The organism is Bradyrhizobium sp. SEMIA (genome assembly GCF_014844175.1).
Lineage (GTDB): Bacteria > Pseudomonadota > Alphaproteobacteria > Rhizobiales > Xanthobacteraceae > Bradyrhizobium > Bradyrhizobium arachidis.
Window position 1 is genome coordinate 3,595,588 of sequence record NZ_CP046601.1, and the last position, 21,038, is coordinate 3,616,625.

Annotated in this window: 10 protein-coding genes and 4 pseudogenes; 10 read left to right on the plus strand and 4 right to left on the minus strand. The window is 66.0% G+C overall.

Going from position 1 to position 21,038, the window contains the following annotated elements; genetic code table 11:
• Window positions 1-61: 61 nt before the first annotated feature.
• The gene (locus FOM02_RS17630; RefSeq protein ID WP_027557805.1) at window positions 62-1,396 is read left to right on the plus strand and encodes a dicarboxylate/amino acid:cation symporter; all 1,335 of its coding nucleotides are present in this window, start codon (window positions 62-64) and stop codon (window positions 1,394-1,396) included.
• A gap of 28 nt (window positions 1,397-1,424) precedes the next feature.
• On the opposite strand, the pseudogene FOM02_RS17635 reads toward FOM02_RS17630, so the two are convergent.
• Window positions 1,425-2,304: pseudogene (locus FOM02_RS17635) on the minus strand (SDR family oxidoreductase).
• Between the two features lie 104 nt (window positions 2,305-2,408).
• On the opposite strand from FOM02_RS17635, the gene FOM02_RS17640 reads away from it, so the two are divergent.
• Both FOM02_RS17640 and FOM02_RS17645 read left to right on the plus strand, forming a co-directional pair.
• Window positions 2,409-3,245: a helix-turn-helix transcriptional regulator gene (locus tag FOM02_RS17640; protein WP_027557807.1), complete on the plus strand. Its 837-nt coding sequence runs from the start codon at window positions 2,409-2,411 to the stop codon at window positions 3,243-3,245.
• Window positions 3,246-3,301: 56 nt separating this feature from the next.
• A pseudogene (locus tag FOM02_RS17645) lies at window positions 3,302-5,385 on the plus strand (tetratricopeptide repeat protein).
• Here FOM02_RS17645 and FOM02_RS17650 read toward each other — a convergent pair.
• The gene (locus FOM02_RS17650) at window positions 5,382-6,614 is read right to left on the minus strand and encodes an NAD(P)/FAD-dependent oxidoreductase (protein WP_027557809.1); all 1,233 of its coding nucleotides are present in this window, start codon (window positions 6,612-6,614) and stop codon (window positions 5,382-5,384) included. The pseudogene FOM02_RS17645 and the gene FOM02_RS17650 sit on opposite strands and share 4 nt — an antisense overlap.
• 66 nt (window positions 6,615-6,680) lie before the next feature.
• Window positions 6,681-9,593, minus strand: a pseudogene (locus FOM02_RS17655) (Rne/Rng family ribonuclease).
• A 705-nt stretch (window positions 9,594-10,298) separates the two neighbouring features.
• Here FOM02_RS17655 and FOM02_RS17660 point away from each other — a divergent pair.
• The 7 genes from FOM02_RS17660 (at window position 10,299) to FOM02_RS17690 (ending at window position 19,751) form a co-directional block, all read left to right on the plus strand.
• Window positions 10,299-11,594, plus strand: coding sequence for an N-acetylmuramoyl-L-alanine amidase (locus FOM02_RS17660; protein ID WP_027557811.1), 1,296 nt, complete (start codon window positions 10,299-10,301; stop codon window positions 11,592-11,594).
• A gap of 231 nt (window positions 11,595-11,825) precedes the next feature.
• A complete protein-coding gene (locus tag FOM02_RS17665) occupies window positions 11,826-14,336 on the plus strand; it encodes a penicillin-binding protein 1A (RefSeq protein ID WP_027557812.1) in 2,511 nt (836 codons plus the stop codon).
• Window positions 14,337-14,521: 185 nt separating this feature from the next.
• Window positions 14,522-15,653 (plus strand): peptide chain release factor 2 gene (prfB, locus tag FOM02_RS17670; protein ID WP_108914303.1). Its coding sequence is split into 2 segments (ribosomal slippage): window positions 14,522-14,590 and window positions 14,592-15,653, totalling 1,131 coding nucleotides; the frame shifts between segments, so codons are not numbered across the junction.
• The gene (locus tag FOM02_RS17675) at window positions 15,554-16,537 is read left to right on the plus strand and encodes an NAD(P)-dependent oxidoreductase (protein ID WP_231164380.1); all 984 of its coding nucleotides are present in this window, start codon (window positions 15,554-15,556) and stop codon (window positions 16,535-16,537) included. Before prfB ends, FOM02_RS17675 begins: the two co-directional genes overlap by 100 nt.
• 12 nt (window positions 16,538-16,549) lie before the next feature.
• A complete protein-coding gene (locus FOM02_RS17680) occupies window positions 16,550-17,425 on the plus strand; it encodes a DMT family transporter (protein ID WP_027557815.1) in 876 nt (291 codons plus the stop codon).
• A 73-nt stretch (window positions 17,426-17,498) separates the two neighbouring features.
• The gene (locus FOM02_RS17685; protein WP_265441927.1) at window positions 17,499-18,410 is read left to right on the plus strand and encodes a DMT family transporter; all 912 of its coding nucleotides are present in this window, start codon (window positions 17,499-17,501) and stop codon (window positions 18,408-18,410) included.
• 105 nt (window positions 18,411-18,515) lie between these two features.
• Entirely contained in the window at window positions 18,516-19,751 is a 1,236-nt protein-coding gene (locus FOM02_RS17690; RefSeq protein WP_027557817.1) for an ABC transporter substrate-binding protein, read from the plus strand.
• Here the strand turns inward: FOM02_RS17690 and FOM02_RS17695 are convergent.
• Window positions 19,752-21,032, minus strand: a pseudogene (locus tag FOM02_RS17695) (O-antigen ligase family protein). It abuts the gene before it with no gap.
• Between the last annotated feature and the right edge of the window lie 6 nt (window positions 21,033-21,038).

Here is a 21,038-nt window from a genome sequence, read left to right on the forward strand (position 1 = left end):
AATTGACAGGGCCGGCCAAGTTGATCTTGGCTGGCTCTGATTTTTGAGGGGGAGTGAAACGATGACGACGACAACGATAGCGGCGGCGCCGGCAGCGCCAGCCGCAGCAAAGCCGTGGTACAGAGTTCTCTACGTCCAGGTGCTGATCGCCATCGTGCTCGGCGCCATCGTCGGCTGGTTGTGGCCGTCGCTCGCCACCAATGAGTGGATCAAGGCGATGGGCGACGGCTTCATCAAGCTGATCAAGATGGTGATTGCGCCGATCATCTTCTGCACCGTCGTATCCGGCATTGCGCACATCCAGGACGCCAAGAAGGTCGGCCGCATCGGCGTCAAGGCGCTGGTCTATTTCGAGGTGGTCTCGACCTTCGCGCTGGTGATCGGCCTCATCGTCGGCAATGTCGTCAGGCCGGGCGCGGGCTTCGGCAATGCCGCCGCCAATGCGCAGGCGGTTGCCAGCTACGCCAAGCAGGCCGAGGCGCAGAGGTCGGTCGACTTTGTCCTGCACATCATTCCCGACACCGTGGTCGGCGCCTTCGCGCAGGGCGAGATCCTCCAGGTGCTGCTGTTCTCGGTGCTGTTCGGCTTCGCCATCATGAGCTTGGGGGAGCGCGGCCACACCATCCGCAACTTCATCGACGATGCCGCGCATGCCGTGTTCGGCGTCATCTCCATCGTGATGCGCGCTGCTCCCATCGGCGCGTTCGGCGCGATGGCCTACACCATCGGCAAGTTCGGCACCGGCGCGATCCTCAACCTGGTCGGCCTGATCGCGACGTTCTACCTGACCGCGGCGCTGTTCGTGTTCGTGGTGCTCGGCATCATCGCGCGGCTGGCGGGCTTCTCGATCTTCAAGTTCCTCGCCTATATCAAGGACGAGCTCTTGATCGTGCTCGGCACCTCGTCGTCGGAAAGCGCGCTGCCGTCCTTGATGGAGAAGCTGGAACGGCTCGGCTGCTCGAAGTCGGTGGTGGGTCTGGTGGTGCCCACGGGCTATTCGTTCAACCTCGACGGCACCAACATCTACATGACGCTGGCGACGCTCTTCATCGCGCAGGCGCTCGGCTTCGATCTCTCCTTCGGCCAGCAGCTCACCATCCTGGTGGTGGCGATGCTGACCTCGAAGGGTGCCTCCGGCATCACCGGTGCGGGCTTCATCACGCTGGCGGCGACGCTGGCCGTGGTCGATCCGCGCCTCGTGCCGGGCATGGCGATCGTGCTCGGCATCGACAAGTTCATGAGCGAATGCCGCGCGCTGACCAATCTGTGCGGCAACGGCGTCGCCTGCGTGATCGTCGCCTGGTGGGAGGGCGAGCTCGACCGCGACAAGCTCAACGCGCGGCTGAACCAGCAGATCGATCCGACCGACATGGAAACGGCCATCACGACGGACTGATGCGGATTTGACAGCGCGAGCCGCGCTGTCAAACCTTGAAGTAATAGGGCTGGTCGAGATCCTCGATCAGCCCTTTTTCTTTCGGCTCCCAGCCGAGCGCGGCGCGGGTCTTCGCGCTGGAGGTCGGAACGTCGACGGCCGCAAATCGCGCGAACCAGCCGAAATGGGCCTCCGCTTCATCCGGCGTCTTCGCAACCACGGGCACGCCGAGCCTTTTGCCGATCACCTCTGCAATCGCCTTGAACGGCACGCCTTCCTCGGCGATGGCGTGATAGCGGCGGTTAGATGCGCCTTGCTCCAGCGCGAGGCGGTAGACGCGTGCGGCATCGAAGCGGTGCGCGGCCGGCCAGCGGTTGCTGCCATCGCCGAGGTATGCGGCGGCTCCTTTCTCGCGCGCGATCGCGATCAGGCGCGGCACAAAGCCGTGGTCGCCTTCGCCATGGGTGGTGGGCGGCAGCCGCACGATGCCGGCACCCTTGCTGCATCAGGTCTTCGGCGGTGGCCTCCGACACGCGCGGGAAGTGGCGCGCCGCCGCATCGTCCTCGGTCGCAAGGCGTCCGGGCGCGAGCAGCGCCACGCCCGAGGTGACGATGAGCGGACGGTTCGAGCCCTTCAGCCCCTCGCCGAGCGCGAGGATGGCGCGGCGGTCGAGTTCGCAATTCTCAGTGAATTTCGAGAAGTCGTGGTTGAAGGCGAGGTGAAGCACGCCGTCGGAAGCAGCCGCGCCGCTGCGCAAGGAGGCGTGGTCCTCCAGCGAGCCGCGATGGACCTCCGCGCCCATCGCGGCGACGGCGGCCGCGCCTGCATCGGTCCGGGCAAGACCGGTGACACGGTGGCCGGCGGCGATCAGGTCACGAACGACGGCGGAGCCGACAAAGCCGGTGGCGCCGGTGACGAAAACACGCATGAGGTATCTCCAGGGATCGATCGAGGGCGTTGGTGGAGACGACCATCTGCGCTAGGATTATCCGGGTAAAGTAGTGACCTTATCAGGGTATAATAGCTAACAGGATGAGCGAGACCGCCACCGCTGAAAACCTGCTCGGCGCCTACCTCAAGGACCGCCGCACCCGGCTCGATGCCACAGCGTTCGGCTTTTCCGGCAGCCGCAGGCGCACGCCCGGGCTGCGCCGCGAGGAAGTGGCGCAGCGCGCCAATATCAGCCCGACCTGGTACACCTGGCTGGAGCAGGGCCGGGGCGGGGCGCCGTCGGCCGACGTGCTCGACCGCATCGCCCGCGCCTTGATGCTGACGGATGTCGAGCGCGAGCATCTGTTCCTGATCGGGCTCGGCCGGCCGCCCGAGGTGCGTTACCAGGCCACCGAAGGCGTCTCGCCACGGTTACAGCACGTGCTCGACGCGCTCGAATTCAGCCCGGCCTTGGTGCGGACCGCAACCTGGGACGTCGTCGCCTGGAATCGCGCCGCAAGCGTCGTGCTGACGGACTATGGCGCGATCCCGCCGGGCCAGCGCAACATCCTGCGCTTCATCTTCTGCGATCCGCGCGTGCGCGCCGCACAGTATGATTGGGACAGCGTCGCGCGCTTCGTGGTGGCAGCGTTCAGGGCGGATGCCGCGCGCGCGGGCGCGGTCTCGCATGTCGCCGATTTTGTCGACGAGCTCTGCCACGCCAGCCCGGAATTCGCGGCGTTGTGGCGCGACAACGACGTGCGCCACCACGGCGACGGCACCAAGCGGCTGCGACATCCCCTTCACGGCATGATGTCGTTCGAATATTCGAGCTTCAACGTCGAGGGCCGCTCCGATCTCAGCATGATCGTCTACAACCCGGCGACGGCCGAGGACGCCGAACGGATCAAAAAGCTGCTCACCGCGCGCGCCGACTGACGGATTTTGCGACCTCGCGCGTTTAACCCGCATCTGGCTTCCAAGGGGCGGGTGGCATCGTGGGCAAGGCGGTCGATCGGATTGTGTTGCAGGCGGCGGAGCATTTTTCGGCGGGACGGCCGGATCACGCTGAGGCGCTCTGTGCGGAGGCGCTGAGGATCGCGCCCGATCATTTGCCGGCGCTGCATCTTGCGGCGGTGGCTGCGTTCGTCACCGATCGCGCGGCCGACGGTGCCGCGCTGCTCGGCCGTGTCTTCAACATCGATCCGGACCATGCGCCGGCGCTCGTCACGCTCGGCGATGCGCTTGCGGTGAAGGGCGAGCAGGAGGGCGCGGTGGCGGCGTTCCGCCGTGCGCTGGTGCGGCGGCGGACGATGCCGGCCTGCACAACAAGATCGGCGTGGCGCTGGGCGAGCTTTCGCGTTTCGGCGAGGCCGAAGCCGCCTATCGCCGCGCGCTGGCGCTCGATGCCCATCTCACGCGCGCCTGCTTCAATCTCGCCATCGTGCTCGCGGAGCAGGGGCGATTGATGGAAGCGGAGGAAGCCTATCGCGCGGTCATCGCGCGGGAGCCTTCCTATCACGGCGTCTGGCTCAATCTCGGCAATCTCCTTGCGGATCAGATGAGGCTCAGCGAGGCAGGGGCCGCCTATCGCCGCGCCCTCGACGCCGATCCGGATGATCCCGGTCTGCTGTGCAGTCTCGGCGCCGTGCTCTACCGGCAAGGATTGCTCGAAGCCGCCATTGCCGCGTACCACCGCGCCATCGCCTGCGCGCCGGACAATGCTCCGGCGCTGCGCCTGCTCGGCCTCGTGCTGCACGAGGCCGGTCACCTCGTGGAGGCCGCCGAGATCTACCGGCGCTCCCTTGCGCTCGACGCGTCTGATCATGTGATCGCAAGCAATCTCGGCGCCTGTCTCTCCGAGCTCGGCCTGCTCGACGAGGCGATTGCTTCCTGCGAGCACGCGCTGCTGCTCAAGCCCGACTACGCGGCGGCCTGGACCAATCTCGGCATCATCTTCGAGAAGCAGGAGCGCGCAGGCGATGCGGTCGCCGCGCATCGCTGCGCGGTCGTCGCCGACCCCGGCTATGCCAAGGGCCACGCCAATCTCGCGGTCGCGCTGCGCAATGCCGGCGACATCGACGAGGCGCTCGCGGTCTCGCATCGCGCGATCGCGCTCGATCCGGAGCAGCCGCTCGCGCAGTACAACCATGCGCATTTCCTGCTGATGAACGGCGATTTCGTGAATGGCTTCGAAGCCTATCGCTGGCGGCGCAAATGCAAGACACTGTCGGACGGCGACCCAACCTTCAGCGAGCCGGAGTGGCAGGGCGAGCCGCTGGACGGCCGTACGTTGCTTCTCTTCGCCGAATATGGGCTCGGCGATGCCCTGCATTTCGTGCGTTATCTGCCGATGGTGACGGCGATGGGCGCCAAAATCATTCTCCAGGTTCAGCCTGCGCTCGCCGGGTTGCTGCGGCAGCTCCCTGACGTCACCGTGATCGCGCGCGGCGAAGCGCTGCCGCATTTCGACCTGCAACTGCCGCTGATGAGCCTGCCGCGGATATTCGGCACCACGCTCGGCACCATTCCGGCCGACGTGCCGTATCTGCATCCCGATCCCGCAAGACTGTCGCGCTGGCGCGCGGCGCTCGCGGATGTGACGGCGCTGAAGGTCGGCGTGGTCTGGGCCGGCAATGCCAGGCACAAGGGTGACAAGCAGCGCTCGCTGCCGGCCGAAGCCGTGCTGCCGCGTCTCGTGATGCAGGGCGTTCAGCTCTACTCCCTGCAAAAGGAGCCGCGCCCCGAGGACGGCGAGGTGCTCGCGGCGCTCGGCAAGGACGTCATCGACCTTGCACCTGCGCTCGGCGATTTCGCCGACACCGCCGCGGCGGTCGCGGCGCTCGATCTCGTCATCGCCGTCGATACATCGGTTGCGCATCTCGCCGGCGCGCTTGGCCGGCCGGTGTGGATGCTGACGCCATACGCGCTCGACTGGCGCTGGCTGCGCGATCGCGAGGACAGTCCGTGGTATCCGACCATGCGGCTGTTTCGGCAGCGCAGCCCCCGCGAATGGGATGACCCGCTGATGCGGATTTCGGCCGCGCTCGCGGTGCTCGCCGCGAACGCGGAGGGCTAGAACCGCTCCGGCCGGTACGGTGCCGGGTCGATCGCCGGCGTCTCGCCGCTCATGATCTCGGCGAGCAAGCGCCCGGTCGCGGGCCCCAGCGTAAAGCCCTGGTGGCCGTGGCCAAAGTTCATCCAGAGGCCGGGATGGCGCGGGGCCTGCCCGAGCACCGGCAGCATGTCGGGCGTGCAGGGCCGCGTGCCGAACCACGGATCCGGCTCGACGCGCTGGCCGAGATCGATCAGCTCGCGCGCAGAGGCCTCGGCGCTGGCGAGCTGCACCGGCGTTGCGAGCGCATCCATGCCGGTCAACTCCGCGCCGGTGGTGATGCGGATGCCCTTGGCCATCGGGCCCATCGCGTAGCCGTTGCCCTTGTCGACGAGAGGCAAATCGAGCGACGCGCCGCCGGCATAGTGCATGTGGTAGCCGCGCTTGCGCACCAGCGGAATGCGGTAGCCGAATTTGGTGAGCAGATCGGGCGACCATGGTCCGAGCGTCACGACGGCGTGGGGGGCGTCGATGCGTCCCTTGTCGGTGTTGACCGACCAGCCGGTCGCGGTCTGCTGCAGGCTCTGGGCGTCCCCGAGCACAATGCTGCCGCCGAGGCGCTCGAGCAGCTCGGCATAGGCGGTGACCAGCGCGCCGGGATCGGACACTGTCCAGGTGTCGAGCCAGTGGATTGCGCCGGGGAGATCGTCGCGCAAGATCGGCTCGGCCTTGGCGAGCTCGGCCCCGGAGAGCGCGCGAAACCTCACGCCAAACTCCCGCTCGTCGTCCTCCGCGGCCTTGACGGCCTGATCGAACGAGGCTGGGTCGCGATGCAGATGCCGGTATCCGGCGCGGCGGATCAGATTGTCCGCATGCGCCTCGCGAATGAGGATGTCGTGCTCGCTTGTCGCGTAGGCGATCAGCCGCGCCCAGGCGTCGATCGCCTCGCGATGCCGCTTCGGCGCCGAATGCCACCAGTAGCGGAGCAGGGGCTCGATATGGAGATGAAGCGAGGACAGGCTGTAGTGCACGTCATTGGTGCGGCCGGTCGCGATCTTGAGCAGCGAGGCAAGGTCGCGCGGCATCGGATAGGGGCGCACCGCTTCGGCCTGGATCATCCCGGCATTGCCGTAGCTGGTCTCGCGGCCCGGCTCCCTGCGGTCGACGAGCGTGACGGCCCAGCCGCGCTGCCGCAGGTGCAGCGCGGCGCTGACTCCAATCATGCCGCCGCCGAGAACGATCGCACTTTGCATCGACACTGACCTCGCCAAATCAAAAACCGCCCGGTTTGGCCGGGCGGTTTCATCTGGATGTTGCTGTTACTCGCCGCCGCCGAAGCGCCGTGACCACCATCCGGCGCGACGCGGCGCGGCTGGGATTTCGCTTGCTGCTTCCGGTGCGGGCTCGGGGGCCGGCACGGGCGGAGCAATCGGTTCGCTCGCCTGCGCAACCGGTGTCGCGGGCTCGCTCGGGCTGCTCGACAGGAAGCTCACCTTTTCCCGGACCGTGGAGCGGCGTCGCGCGGCCTTGTCGTCGGCGGGCTCTTCGGCCTCTGCGCTGGGAGCGGGCTCCGGCTGGGCCGGCGCCTCGGTCGGCACCTCAGCACGCACCTCAGGCAGAGCAGCTTGCGGCTCGGCGAAGAGCTCGGCCTGCGCGATCGGGGGCGCGGCTTCGTTGCCGATGCTGTCGAAATCGGCGACCGCGTCGCTCGCTTCCGGCGGCGCATTGGCCGCGAGCTCGTCGCCGATGGAGCCGGCGAGACCATCCTCGCCACCGCCACGCCGACGGGCCGGCGACGGCGGCGCTTGCGGCGCTGGCCGTCCTGCTCGGGGCCGGCCTCGCCGGCCGCCTGTTCTTCAGCGAGACCTTCGGTCTCCTCCGGTCTCGACCTCGGATTCCAGCTCCGGATCGAATTCCTCGTCGTCATAGGCCTCTTCAGCCAGCGGCGGCGGGCTTGCGGCGGCCTGCGCTGCCAGCAGCGCCTTGGCGGCTTCGAGCGTATGCACCTGCTCGCCGCGGTCGATCAGATAGGCCTGCGGGCCGCTGACGCTGGGGTCGGCGATGACCGACAGCGTGACCTTGAAGCTGTTCTCGAGGTCGCGCAGATGGCCGCGCTTGTGGTTCAGCACGTAGAGCGCGACGTCGGTGCGGGTGCGGACCACGAGATTGTGGGTCGCGCCCTTCATCAGGATCTCTTCGAGGCCGCGCAGCAGCTGGAGCGCCACCGAGGACACCGAGCGGACGTGGCCGGTGCCGCCGCAATGCGGGCACGGATCGGTCGAGGATTCCAACACGCTGGCGCGGATGCGCTGGCGCGACATCTCGAGCAGGCCGAAATGCGAGATGCGGCCGACCTGGATGCGGGCGCGATCCTGCCTCAGGCAATCGGACAGCTTGCGCTCGACCGCACGGTTGTTGCGCTTCTCGTCCATGTCGATGAAGTCGATGACGATCAGGCCGGCGAGGTCGCGCAGGCGGAGCTGGCGGGCGACCTCTTCGGCCGCCTCCAGATTGGTCTTGAGCGCGGTGTCCTCGATATGGTGCTCGCGGGTCGATCGCCCCGAGTTGACGTCGATCGAGACCAGCGCCTCGGTCTGGTTGATCACGACATAGCCGCCGGAGCGAAGCTGCACGGTCGGCGAGAACATCGCGTCGAGCTGGCTTTCGACGCCCATGCGCGAGAACAGCGGCTGGCCGTCGCGATACTGCTTCACCGCGCTGACATTGGCGGGCATCAGCATCTTCATGAAGTCGCGCGCTTCGCGGTAGCCGGATTCGCCGGCGACCTGAATCTCGTCGATCTCCTTGTTGTAGAGGTCGCGCAGCGAGCGCTTGATCAGCGAGCCTTCCTCGTAGACGAGGGTCGGGGCCTGCGACTTCAGCGTCAGGTCGCGCACCGTCTCCCACATCCGGATCAGGTATTCGAAGTCGCGCTTGATCTCCGGCTTGGTGCGGGAGGCGCCGGCGGTGCGCAGGATGATACCCATGCCCTCGGGCACGTCGAGATCCTGCACCACTTCCTTCAGGCGCGAGCGGTCCTGGGCGCTGGTGATCTTGCGGCTGATGCCGCCGCCGCGCGCGGTGTTGGGCATCAGCACGGCATAGCGGCCGGCGAGCGAGAGATAGGTCGTGAGCGCCGCACCCTTGTTGCCGCGCTCTTCCTTGACCACCTGCACCAGCATCACCTGGCGGCGCTTGATGACTTCCTGGATCTTGTACTGGCGGCGCGGGCGGAAAGTGCGCTCCGGCACTTCCTCCAGCACGTCGTCACCGCCGACGGATTCGACGACTTCCTCTTCGGCTTCCTCGCCGTCCTCGTCCTCGTCGTCTTCACCGGCCGCGTCCGCGGCCTCGGCATGGGGCGCCTCGGCGACATCGCCGGCGGCATAGACCGCATCAGCCGGCTCGGCGGCGGCCGTCACGGCTTCAGCCAGAGCCTCGGCATGTGCTTCGGAGGTGTGGGCTTCGAAGGTCTGGGCTTCCTGCGGCTCGGGAGCGGTTTCGGTCGCGACCACGGGCTCGGCGCCGATCGCTGCGACAGGCGCGGGCGTCTCGGCGGCATGATCATGATCGTGCTCGTCGTCATGATGATGATCGTCATGATCGTGCGCGTGATCGTCATCATGGGCATGATGGTGGTCGTCGTGGCCATGCGCTTCATGGTCATGATCGTGGTGATCATGATCGCCATGGTCGTGGTCGTGATGCTCGTGGCCGTCGTGATGCTCCGCATCGGCGAGCAGGTGCTCGCCCTCGTGCGATGCGCCCTCGGCGTGCAGGGCTTCGCCCTCGACCGGCTGGGCCGCGGGATCGGCGCCGGCCTCGAGACCTTCGACGATGTCGCTGCGGACGCGCTCGCCTTGACCGCGGCGGCGGGCATTGCGGTGGCGCGAGCGGCGGCGGCCGTGGGAGCGGTTCTCGCTCTCTTCCTCGGCCTCGCGATGGGCCTGCTCCTCGGCCTCGATCAGCGCCTGCCGGTCGGCGACCGGGATCTGATAGTAGTCGGGATGGATTTCGCTGAAGGCGAGGAAGCCGTGGCGGTTGCCGCCATATTCGACGAAGGCGGCCTGGAGCGAGGGTTCGACCCTTGTGACCTTGGCGAGGTAGATATTCCCGCGCAGTTGCTTGCGTTGCGCGGTCTCGAAATCAAACTCTTCGACGCGATTGCCGCGGACCACGACGACCCGGGTCTCTTCCGGGTGAGTGGCATCGATCAACATCTTGTTGGGCATGTCTTAACTCTTGGCGGCGGCGGGCGCGCTCGACCGTGGGCGCGAATTGCGCTGCCGGGTGACGCGACGGTCCACCTGATTCGGGGGTGAGGGGAAGGCCGAAACGCCGTCTCTCGCGCCTTGCCGAACCGGAAGCTTCAGAACCGAAGCGGCGCGCGGGATTGTCACTCCGCAGCGTCGCGAATGGTCCTTCAGAATTCGTCGGCACAGTCTGGCGCATCAAGCGTCGGCCCGTATGAAGCATTGGGCGGCGAGGCCGCCCCTCAATCAGTTGCTGCTGGCCAGGCATGGCGCGAGCGCGCTCGCCTTGGGGATTACGAACCGCTCCCTTGGGATTAAGGGACCGGGTAAATGGTCACGCCGCTGTCAGAACCGTCCCGGACACGCTAAGGTAACCAGGGACCGTCCGCCACCGGGGCTTTGCCCCGCTCCACCTCGCTGCCGCGCACCGCGCTGGCCTTAGAGGGGAACGGAAAACGCTGGAATTCCCAAATCTTGGGAGCTCCGGCGCTGCACCGGGAGGCTGAATGCGACACAACCGGAAATATCGGCCGTCAGCATTCCGTACATACGTGGAATGGGCCAACCGTGCAAGGGAGCGTCGCACGGCGGTCACAGTCGGCGAGTTTCGCATTTCTGTCATTAGGGATCGATTAACCCTGTGGTTCTATTGCGTTAAAAGGGCTGCTCGGAGGCACGGAATCGGTGGCGAGCCGCACAAATCAAAGGGTTTTACTGGGTGGCGCGCTGCTGTGCACTGCACTATTGGCGGGCGCTGATTCCTGGCGCCTGAGCGCGGCGGAAAGCCAGCCGCAAGCCGCTGTATCAGCGGCGAATTTTCCAATCGCCTCGGCCGCGCGCCTCGCCGGCGATGCCAAGCAGACCCGCTTCGTCCTCGACCTCGACCAGACCGTCACCTTCCGCACCGTGACCCTGGCCGACCCCTATCGGGTGGTGGTCGACGTGCCCCAGCTCAATTTTCAGCTGCCCGCCGGCACCGGAATTGGGGGGCGGGGGCTGGTCAAGGCGTTCCGTTACGGCCTCGTCATGCCCGGCGGCTCGCGAATCGTGTTCGACCTGACGGGACCCGCCAAGATCGCCAATTCCTACGTGCTGGAGGCGGCCAATGGCCAGCCGGCGCGGCTCGTGCTCGAGCTGGAGGAAGTCGATCGCACCGCGTTCGTGCCGACGATTCCTCCGGAGAACCGCCCGGAGCTGCGGCCCGCGATCGCCGATGCGCCGCCGGCCACGGTTCCGGCCGCGCCGGCGCCGGAAGCGGCGCAGCAGAAGGCTGATGGCCGCCCGGTGGTCGTGATCGATCCGGGCCATGGCGGCATCGACAACGGCACCCAGTCGAGCGGCGAGAGCGAGAAGAATCTGGTGCTGGCCTTCGGCCTGGCCCTCCGCGACAGGCTCGAAAAGGCCGGCAAATACCGGGTGGTGATGACGCGGGACGACGACACCTTCATCCCGCTCAATGACCGGACCAAGATCGCCCGTAACCTCAAGGCGGCCTTGTTCGTCTCGATTCACGCCGACGCGCTGCCCAAGGCCGAGGGCGATGCGCAGGGCGCCACGATCTACACGCTGTCCGACAAGGCCTCCGACGCCGAGGCGCAGCGGTTGGCGGACGCGGAAAACCGGGCGGACGCCATCGCGGGGTTCAATCTGGCGGAGGAGCCGACCGACGTCGCCGACATCCTGATCGACCTCACCCAGCGCGAAACGCGTACGTTTTCAAACCGTTTCGCCCGGCTATTGATGGCTGAAATGAAGGCGAGCGTGCGGATGCACAAGCATCCCCTGAAATCGGCCGGCTTCCGGGTCCTGAAGGCACCCGACGTCCCGTCGGTCCTGGTCGAGATCGGCTACGTCTCGAACAAAGGCGACCTCGGGCACCTGGTATCGGAGGGCTGGCGGTCCAAGGCCGTGGGCTCGATGGCACAGGCCATTGACGGGTTCCTGGCCAAGCGACTGGCCACGGCAGGTCCTTCGAATTGAAAGGGTTTTTTCGTCCCGCCGCAAAGGCCCTAGTTTGGCCACAGCGGACGCTTTATAAAAATGCCGCAGGGGGTTCCGGAATCGGAGAGAATCCCGCTCGGCAAGCGTCTCTAGGCCTGGTCTTGATGTGATTGCGTAGGCCGGTGAATTCGCGACGTGAGGTTGGCACCAGTTTTGGGTGCCAAGGGGCTGATACTGGGCTGATCCAGAGTTTGAACGGATAAACACATAATGCGCTTGCTTGTGCGGTTCATGGGCTTCCTGTTCGCCGCGGGAACGGTGGTGTTCCTTGTCGGCGTCGGCGCCGTGGCAGGCCTGATCTGGCATTTCTCCAAGGACTTGCCCGACTACTCTCAGCTCCAGGATTACGAGCCGCCGGTGATGACCCGCGTGCACGCGGTCGACGGTTCGCTGCTCGGCGAATACGCCAAGGAGCGGCGGCTGTATCTGCCGATCCAGGCGGTGCCGAAGCTCGTGATCAACGCCTTCCTCGCGGCCGAGGACAAGAATTTCTACGAGCATGGCGGCATCGACTACACCGGCATGGCGCGCGCCGGACTGCTCTATCTGCAGAACTACGGCTCCAACCGCCGGCCGCAGGGTGCGTCCACGATCACCCAGCAGGTCGCCAAGAACTTCCTGCTGACCAACGAGGTCTCCTTTGCCCGCAAGATCAAGGAAGCCTTGCTGGCGATGCGCATCGAGAAGACCTACTCGAAGGACAAGATCCTCGAGCTGTATCTGAACGAGATCTATCTCGGTCTCGGCGCTTACGGCATCGCGGCTGCTTCGCTGGTCTATTTCGACAAGTCGGTGAACGAGCTGACCGTGGCGGAAGCCTCCTACCTCGCCGCGCTGCCGAAGATGCCGGCGACGCTGCATCCGGTCCGTAACCGCGACCGCGCCGTCGAGCGCCGCAACTACGTCATCGACCGTCTCTTGGAGAACGGCTGGATCAAGCAGGCCGACGCCGACAAGGCACGCAAGGAGCCGCTCGCCGTCACCAACCGCTCCAACGGCGCCCACACCTTCGCCGGCGAATATTTCGCCGAGGAAGTCCGCCGCGACATCTTCGAGCGTTACGGCGAGAAGAAGCTGTATGAAGGCGGTCTCTCTGTCCGCACCACGCTCGATCCCAAGATCCAGGTCATGGCGCGCAAGACCATGGTCTCGGGCCTCGTGAACTATGACGAGCAGCAGGGCTATCGCGGCGCCATGAGCAAGCTCGATATCTCCGGCGATTGGGGCGTGAAGCTCGCCGAGATCAAGTCGCTGTCGGACATCTCGCCGTGGCGCATGGCGGTGGTGCTGGAGACCAGCGACCAGTCGGCGCGCATCGGCTTCCAGCCGAGCCGAGAGCTCGGCGGCGCCGTCAGCAAGCAGCGCGAGACCGGCCTCGTCACACTCGACGGCATACGCTGGGCGAGGGCGGCCCAGGGCAATGCCAAGGGCAAGACCCCGACGTCCGTGGCGCAAGTGCTGGCGCCCGGCGATGTGATTTACGCCGACCCCCTCTACAGCAAGGAAGGACAGCCGGTCGAAGGCCAGTATCGTTTGCGCCAGATCCCCGAGGTCTCCGGCGCGATGGTGGTGATGGATCCCTGGACCGGCCGCGTGCTCGCGATGGTCGGCGGCTTCTCGTTCGACCAGAGCCAGTTCAACCGGGCCACGCAGGCCTACCGGCAGCCGGGTTCGTCGTTCAAGCCGATCGTCTATTCGGCCGCGCTCGACAACGGCTACACGCCCTCGACCGTCGTCCTCGACGCGCCCATCGAAATCGACCAGGGCCAGGGCGCCGGCGTGTGGCGGCCGGAAAACTTCTCCTCGGGCAAGTTCCAGGGACCGGTGACGCTGCGCAACGCGCTGCGGCAGTCACTCAACACCGTGACGGTGCGCCTCGCGCAGGACATCGGCATGCCCCTGATCGGCGAATATGCCCGACGCTTCGGCGTCTATGACGAGCTGCCGAACTATCTGTCCTACGCGCTCGGCGCCGGCGAGACCACGGCGATGCGCATGGTCACCGCCTATTCGATGCTCGCCAACGGCGGCCGCCGCGTGAAGCCGACTTTGATCGACCGTATCCAGGATCGCTACGGCCACACCATCTTCAAGCACGACCAGCGCGAATGCCGCGGCTGTGACGCGCCGGGCGGCTGGAAGAACCAGCCCGAACCGCAGCTGATCGACCGCCGCGAGCAGGTGCTGGACTCCATGACCGCCTATCAGATCACCGAGCTGATGGAAGGCGTGGTGCAGGCCGGCACCGCGACCGTGGTCAAGGAGGTCGGCAAGCCGATCGCCGGCAAGACCGGCACCACCAACGAGGCCAAGGACGCCTGGTTCGTCGGCTTCTCGCCCGATGTCGCCGTCGCCATCTACATGGGCTACGACAAGCCGCGTGCGCTCGGTAAGGGCAACGCCGCGACCGGCGGCCATCTGGCAGCCCCCATCGCGCGCGATTTCCTCAAGCTCGCGCTCGCCGACAAGCCTGCCGTTCCGTTCAAGGTGCCGGCCGGCATCAAGCTCGTCCGCGTCGTCGCCAAGACCGGCATGCGCGCCGGCCCCGGCGAGACCGGCGGAACCATTCTGGAGGCGTTCAAGCCGGGCACGGCGCCGCCGGACAATTATTCGGTCATCGGCGTTGCTGACGCTGACGGGCGCGGCGGCGTGCCGGCCTCGCAGCAGCAGCAGCCGGATTCCGGCTTCTTCATGCGGCCGGGTACCGGCGGGCTGTACTAAGGCGCAGGACAGGACAGACATCTGTCGCAGCGGCGGTTGCGCTTTGCAGCCGCCGCCGCTACATCCCCATCTGCGCGATGAGTCATCGCGCTTTATTTCTTGTTTGCGCATGATCTTTCGGGAAACCGCTTCACACTTTCCCGGATCATGCGCCCACGCGGGATTCCGCGAGACCAGAGAACGACATGCGCGCCGAAATCGAACGGTTGGTAGAAGAGATCAAGCAGTCAGTCGGGCTGCTGAGGAGGCATCTTTGACGTCGAGAAATCGACGGCGCGCCTCGCTGAGCTGAACAAGCTCGCAGAAGATCCCAACCTCTGGAACGATCCCCAGAAAGCCCAGAAGCTGATGCAGGAGCGAACCTCGCTTGAGGACGCGCTCTCCGGCATCGGCAAGGTCGAGCAGGAGCTCGAAGACGATATCGGCATGATCGAGCTCGGCGAGGCTGAGGGCGATGACGGCGTCGTGGCCGAGGCCGAAGCTGCGCTGAAGAACCTGAAGAAGGAAGTCGCGCGGCGCGAGCTCGAGGCGCTGCTCTCGGGCGAGGCCGATCGGTTCGATTCCTATCTCGAGGTCCATGCCGGCGCCGGCGGCACCGAGAGCCAGGACTGGGCGCAGATGCTGCTGCGCATGTACACGCGCTGGGCCGACACCCACGGCTTCAAGGTCGAGGTGTTAGAGGAATCCGAGGGCGAAGAGGCCGGCATCAAGTCCGCGACCATTCAGGTCTCCGGCCACAACGCCTATGGCTGGCTGAAGACGGAGGCCGGCGTGCATCGCCTCGTGCGCATCTCGCCGTTCGATTCCAACGCGCGGCGACACACCTCGTTTTCGAGCGTGCAGGTGTTTCCCGTCATCGACGACAGTATCAAGATCGACATCAAGGAATCCGACGTCCGCGTCGACACCATGCGCTCCGGCGGCGCCGGCGGCCAGCACGTCAACAAGACCGAATCCGCGGTGCGGCTGACGCATATTCCGACCGGCGTCGCGGTGGTCTGCCAGGCCGGCCGCTCCCAGCACAAGAACCGCGCGCAGGCGTGGGACATGCTGCGCGCGCGCCTCTACGAGATCGAGCTGAAGAAGCGCGAGGAGAAGGCCGCCGCCGACCAGGCCGCCAAGACCGATATCGGCTGGGGTCACCAGATCCGCTCCTACGTGCTGCAGCCCTACCAGATGGTGAAGGACCTGCGCACGGGCGTGCAGACCTCCGACACATCAGGCGTGCTCGGCGGCGATCTCGACGAGTTCATGGCCGCCACGCTGGCACAGCGTGCCTTCGGCACCACGAGCGGCGACATCGAGGACGTGGATTAGCGATGACGCGGGTCGCCTTCATCGGGCTTGGTCGGATGGGCCATGGCATGGCCGGCCGCTATCTCGATGCCGGCTTCACGGTGACGCTTTGGAATCGCAGCAAGGCAAAAGCCGAAGACCTGATCGCGCGCGGCGCGCTGTGGGCGACCTCGCCGGAGGATGCCGCGATCGATGCCGACGCAGTCGTGACCATGGTCGCCGACGACGAGGCCTCGCGCGCAGTCTGGCTCGGATCGGACGGCGCGGCCAAGACGGCGAAATCAGGCACCATCGCGATCGAATGCTCCACCGTCTCCTATGACCATGCCCGCGAGATGGGCCGTGAGCTCAACGCGCGCGGGCTGATCTATATCGATTGCCCCGTGACGGGCTTGCCGGATGCAGCAGCGGCCGGAAAGCTGACGCTGCTGGTCGGCGCCAATGCCGCCGATCTGGAACGCGCGCGGCCGTTTCTCGAACCGATCGGCTCGACCATCCGGCATTTCGGCGCGGTCGGCTCCGGCACCGTCTACAAGCTCATCAACAATCTGATGGGCGCGATCCAGATCGCCGGGCTCGCCGAGGGCCTCGCGATTGCCGAGCAGGCCGGGCTCGACATGAACCTCGTGCTGGCCTCGATCCAGGCGGGCGTTGCCGCAAGTCCGCAGGTGCAGCGCCACTCCAAGCGCATGGTCGCCCGCGATTTTTCCGGCGCGACGTTCACCGCAGCGCTGCGGCACAAGGATGCTGCTTACGCCGTGAGGCTCGCGGAAAGCCTGCTCGCCGACAAGCCGCTGGTGTCGCGCGCCGCGGTCGAGTCCTACGCGCAGGCCAAGGCCGCGATGCCGGATGACGATGAAGGCAGGATGATCGAACTCGTATCGCGGCCGAAGAAGCCGTCTTAACCGGAATTCGACATGGGGCAGCCTCGATCGGATCGCGGTCTCGGCATTGCCCTCGTCATCGCCGCTGCGGTTGCCTGGAGCACGGCGCCGTTCTTCACCCGCCTGCTGCCGTTCGATCCCTGGACCATCCTGTTCTGGCGCGGCGTGTTCGCGGGCAGTCTGATCAGCGTGTTTCTCGTCGTGATGCAGGGCCGTGCGGCCCTGCGGCAATTGGTGGTGCCGGGAAGGGGAGGTTTGCTCGTCGCCTCCTTGTCCACCATCGGCATGGTCTCGTTCATCCCCGCGCTTCAGATGACCAAGGTGATGAATGTCGCGGTGCTGATCGCAACCCAGCCCTTTGTTGCCGCGGCGCTGGCGTGGCTGTGGCTCGGCGAAGCCGCGACGTGGCGCACGCTAATTGCGAGCCTGATCGCCTTTGCCGGCGTCGTCGTCACGGTCGGCGGCGTGCAGGCCGGCGCCGACCTCGGCGGTCTTGCCTTGAGCTGCCTGATGGTGCTCGCCATCTCCGCCATGACGGTGGTGGTCCGGCGCCACCGCGAGACGTCGATGGTGGCAGCGGCTGCGCTTTCGAACTTCCTGGGAAGCCTCGTCAGCCTGCCGTTCGCCCACGACATCGCCCATGTCGGCGGCAACGGCCTTGCGATCCTCGCGATGTTCGGATGCCTCCAGGTCGCGCTCGGCCTGACCTTCTACATGCTCGGCTCGCGCCTCTTGCCGTCAGGCCAAGCCTCGTTGATCGCGACGCTGGAGACGCCGCTGATGCCGTTCTGGATCTGGGTTGCCTTCCGCGAAGTGCCCGCCGTTCATGCGCTCGTTGGCGGGGCGTTGGTGATCGGCGCGGTGGTCGCCGACATCGCCGGCGATGCCCAGACACGACGGTCCTCATGACATTGTCGGAAATCGGGTGGGAAAGTTGGCTGAGCCGTCCTAGGCGACAGGTTTGGCCGCTGAGGCGAGACGCATGCCCCCGAACGACAACCGGATTGATGCGCGAGACTGGTCGCTGCTTGCGGTGCTCTCGATCCTCTGGGGCGGCTCGTTCTTTTTCAATGGCGCGGCGTTGCGGGAGTTGCCGCCGCTGACGCTTGTGCTCCTGCGCGTTGCGCTCGGGGCGGCCATGCTCTTGCCGTTGCTCCGGATGCAGGGCATCAGTCTTCCCAAGGATATGGCAGGCTGGAAGCCGTTCGTCGCAATCGGACTGCTCAACAACGTCATCCCGTTCTCGCTGATCGTGATCGGTCAGACCTTCGTTCCGAGCGGGCTGGCCTCGATCCTGAATGCCACGACGCCGCTGTTCACGGTAATGGTGATGGCGGCGGCCGGCGAAGAGGCTCTGCAGATACGGCGTGTGGCCGGCGTGGCGCTGGGCGTCGTCGGCGTGGTCATCCTGCGCGGATGGGGCATCGAGACGAGGTCGGGGCAGGGCCTCGGAATCCTGCTTTGCCTCGGCGGCGCATTCAGCTATGGCCTTGCGGCGCTGGCGGCGCGGCGGCTGCTGAAGGACTCCGCTCCACTTGGCACCGCGACGTTTCAGCTGATGGCGTCAACGGTGATGATGGCCATCGTCGCCGGCGCGATGGAACAGCCGTGGCATCTGCCGATGCCGGGTCTTGCGACCTGGCTCGCGGTGCTCGGGCTTGCCGCGCTGTCGACGGCGCTCGCCTACATCGTCTTCTTTCAGATCATCCGGCGCTCGGGCGCGACCAATGTGATGCTGGTGACGCTGCTCATTCCCGTCACGGCCATCCTGCTGGGATGGCTGCTACTGGGCGAGCCGATCTCTGCGCGGGAGATCGCGGGCGCGCTCGTCATCAGCAGCGCGTTGCTGGTGATCGACGGACGCGTTGTGAATCTGCTGCGGCGCGTCACGTAAGTTCCGGGTCGCCGTTTCATCTCGCGGAAAATCGTCGAGCTTGCCAGCGACGAGTCTCCTTGCGACACTCTCCACAAAACAAGACTACAAAACAGGGAGAGAACGATGCCGGGTCGTCGCGAAAACCTTGCTGCCCTCGCCATGCTTGTCGCCGGCGTGCTCGCCGCGACGCCGGCCTCGGCGCAGAAGAAATACGACCCCGGCGCTAGCGACGCCGAAATCAAGATCGGCAACATCATGCCCTATAGCGGGCCGGCGTCGTCCTATGGCGTGATCGGCAAGACCGAGGCCGCGTTCTTCAAGATGATCAACGACCAGGGCGGCATCAACGGCCGCAAGATCAATTTCATCAGCTATGACGATGCCTATTCGCCGCCGAAGGCGATCGAGCAGGCGCGCAAGCTGGTCGAGAGCGACGAGGTGCTCCTGATCTTCCAGCCGCTCGGCACGCCCTCGAACTCCGCGATCATGAAATACATGAATGCGAAGAAAGTGCCGCAGCTGTTCGTCGCCTCGGGCGGCACCAAGTTCGGCGATCCCAAGAACTTCCCCTGGACCATGGGCTTCCAGCCCAACTACCAGAGCGAGGGCCGGATCTACGCAAAATACATCCGCGATCATTTTCCGAACAGCAAGATCGCCGTGTTCTGGCAGAACGACGACGCTGGCAAGGACCAGTTCAAGGGCCTGAAGGACGGGCTTGGCGACAAGGCCAATATGATCATCGCCGACAAATCCTACGAGGTCAGCGATCCTTCGATCGACTCGCAGATCGTGGCCCTGCACGATTCCGGCGCCGACATCTTCTTCTCATGGGCGGCGCCGAAAGGTTCGGCACAGGCGATCCGGAAAGTGGGCGAGCTCGGCTGGAAGCCAAAATTCTTTCTGGCCAACACCGCGACCTCGGTTGCCTCGGTGCTCAAGCCCGCCGGGCTCGAATATTCCAAGGACATCATCTCGACGGTCTATCTGAAGGATCCGACCGATCCGACCTGGGACAAGGATCCGGCCGTGGTGAAATGGCGCGAATTCATGGACAAGTATTACCCTGATGGCGACAAGGCCAATGCCAACAACGTCTATGGCTATGTGCAGGCCGAGGCGATGGCGCAGGTCCTCAAGCAGTGCGGCGACAATCTCACGCGCGAGAACGTCATGAAGCAGGCCGCGAACCTGAAGGAGTTTCATACCGACCTGATGCTGCCGGGGATCATGGTCAACACCTCGCCGGATGATTATTTCCCGATCGAGCAGATGCAGCTGATGCGCTTCAACGGGCAGGCCTGGGAGCTGTTCGGCGAGGTCATCACCGGCGAGGTCGGCCACGAGCGCAGCCAGTAGTCACGGTCGGCTGCAGGCTTTGGCCTTCAGCGCCATGCCGCCCGCGACGCCGACGCCGAGCACATACATCCAGCCCTCGTGGAAATCGAACAGATGCGAGTTCAGAAGTGAGCTCGCGATGTTCTGCACGACGGCGACGAGCCCGATCCAGGCCGCAAGACCCTCGCCGAGGAACAGGCGGAGGTGCGCGAGCCACATTCGCGTAGAGCAGGACGATGCCGAGCACGCCCCATTGCATCGCGACGTTCAGGGTCTGGTTGTGCGGATTGCTGACGACCTCCGCATCGAGGCTGCTGCCGTCCGTGGCGGCGTGCTCGAACTGGCGCTTGATCGAGCCGGTACCGTGGCCGATCAGAGGCGCCTCCGTGAAGGCGTGAAGCGCCTTACGCCAATAGGTCAGCCGCTGTGCGGTCGATGCGTGGCTGATGTCCTCGTGGCCGTGGCGGTATTCGACGGCAATGTCGGTGACGCGCTGGCGCAGATAGGGCGACGTCGTCCAGGCGAGGCTGCTCGCGGCGATCGTGCCCGCGAGCAGGATCAGCGCCGCGCGCCGGCTGAGGTGTTTCCACGCGAACAGGCCGAGCAGCACCGCGATGCAGAGCAGGGCGGTGCGGGCCGCGGCGACGAACACCATGTTGGTGGCGAACAGCAGGATCAAGGCGATGCAAGCGGCGGTCGCGACCGCGCGTCCGCCGCGCCAGAACGTCATCGCCGGCAGCGCGAGAGCGAAGGCGCAAAGCGTGAATTCCTGGCTCTGATCGATGTAGTTCTTGACCGGGACGCCTGATGACGCCGTCGCGGTGATCTTCCAGGCGGGATCGAGCAGCACGATCCAGGAGTAGACCGCAAGCAGCGCGCAGGAGCCGAGAAAGGCGAGACAGACCTGGAGGCCGCGTTCCGACCGGCCGAATGGTAGATCAGCGGCGGAATGAGCACGAGCTTTGCGACCGGCTTGACCGCGTGCAGCCGGTCCGGCCAGGCGCCGTCCGACCACGGCATGCCCACAAGCGCGAGCAGCAGGAAGGCAAAGGGCAGCGCAAAGGCAGGCCGTGCGAACTCGCGCGCATAGTCGCGCCAGTCGATGGTCGGAGTGACAGCCAGCAGCCAGAACCCGACGAAGATTGAAGGCGCCGTGGTCGACCATGGCAGCGACGCTGCGATCAGGACGACGAGCACGTCCGCGGCCCGGCCCAGCGCTGCTGAACGGCCCAGCGCCTGCCATCGGCTGCGCCGGATCTGCGGACCGGCCGGGCCAGACCATAGCGCGGATTCGGCGGTCATGCGGAC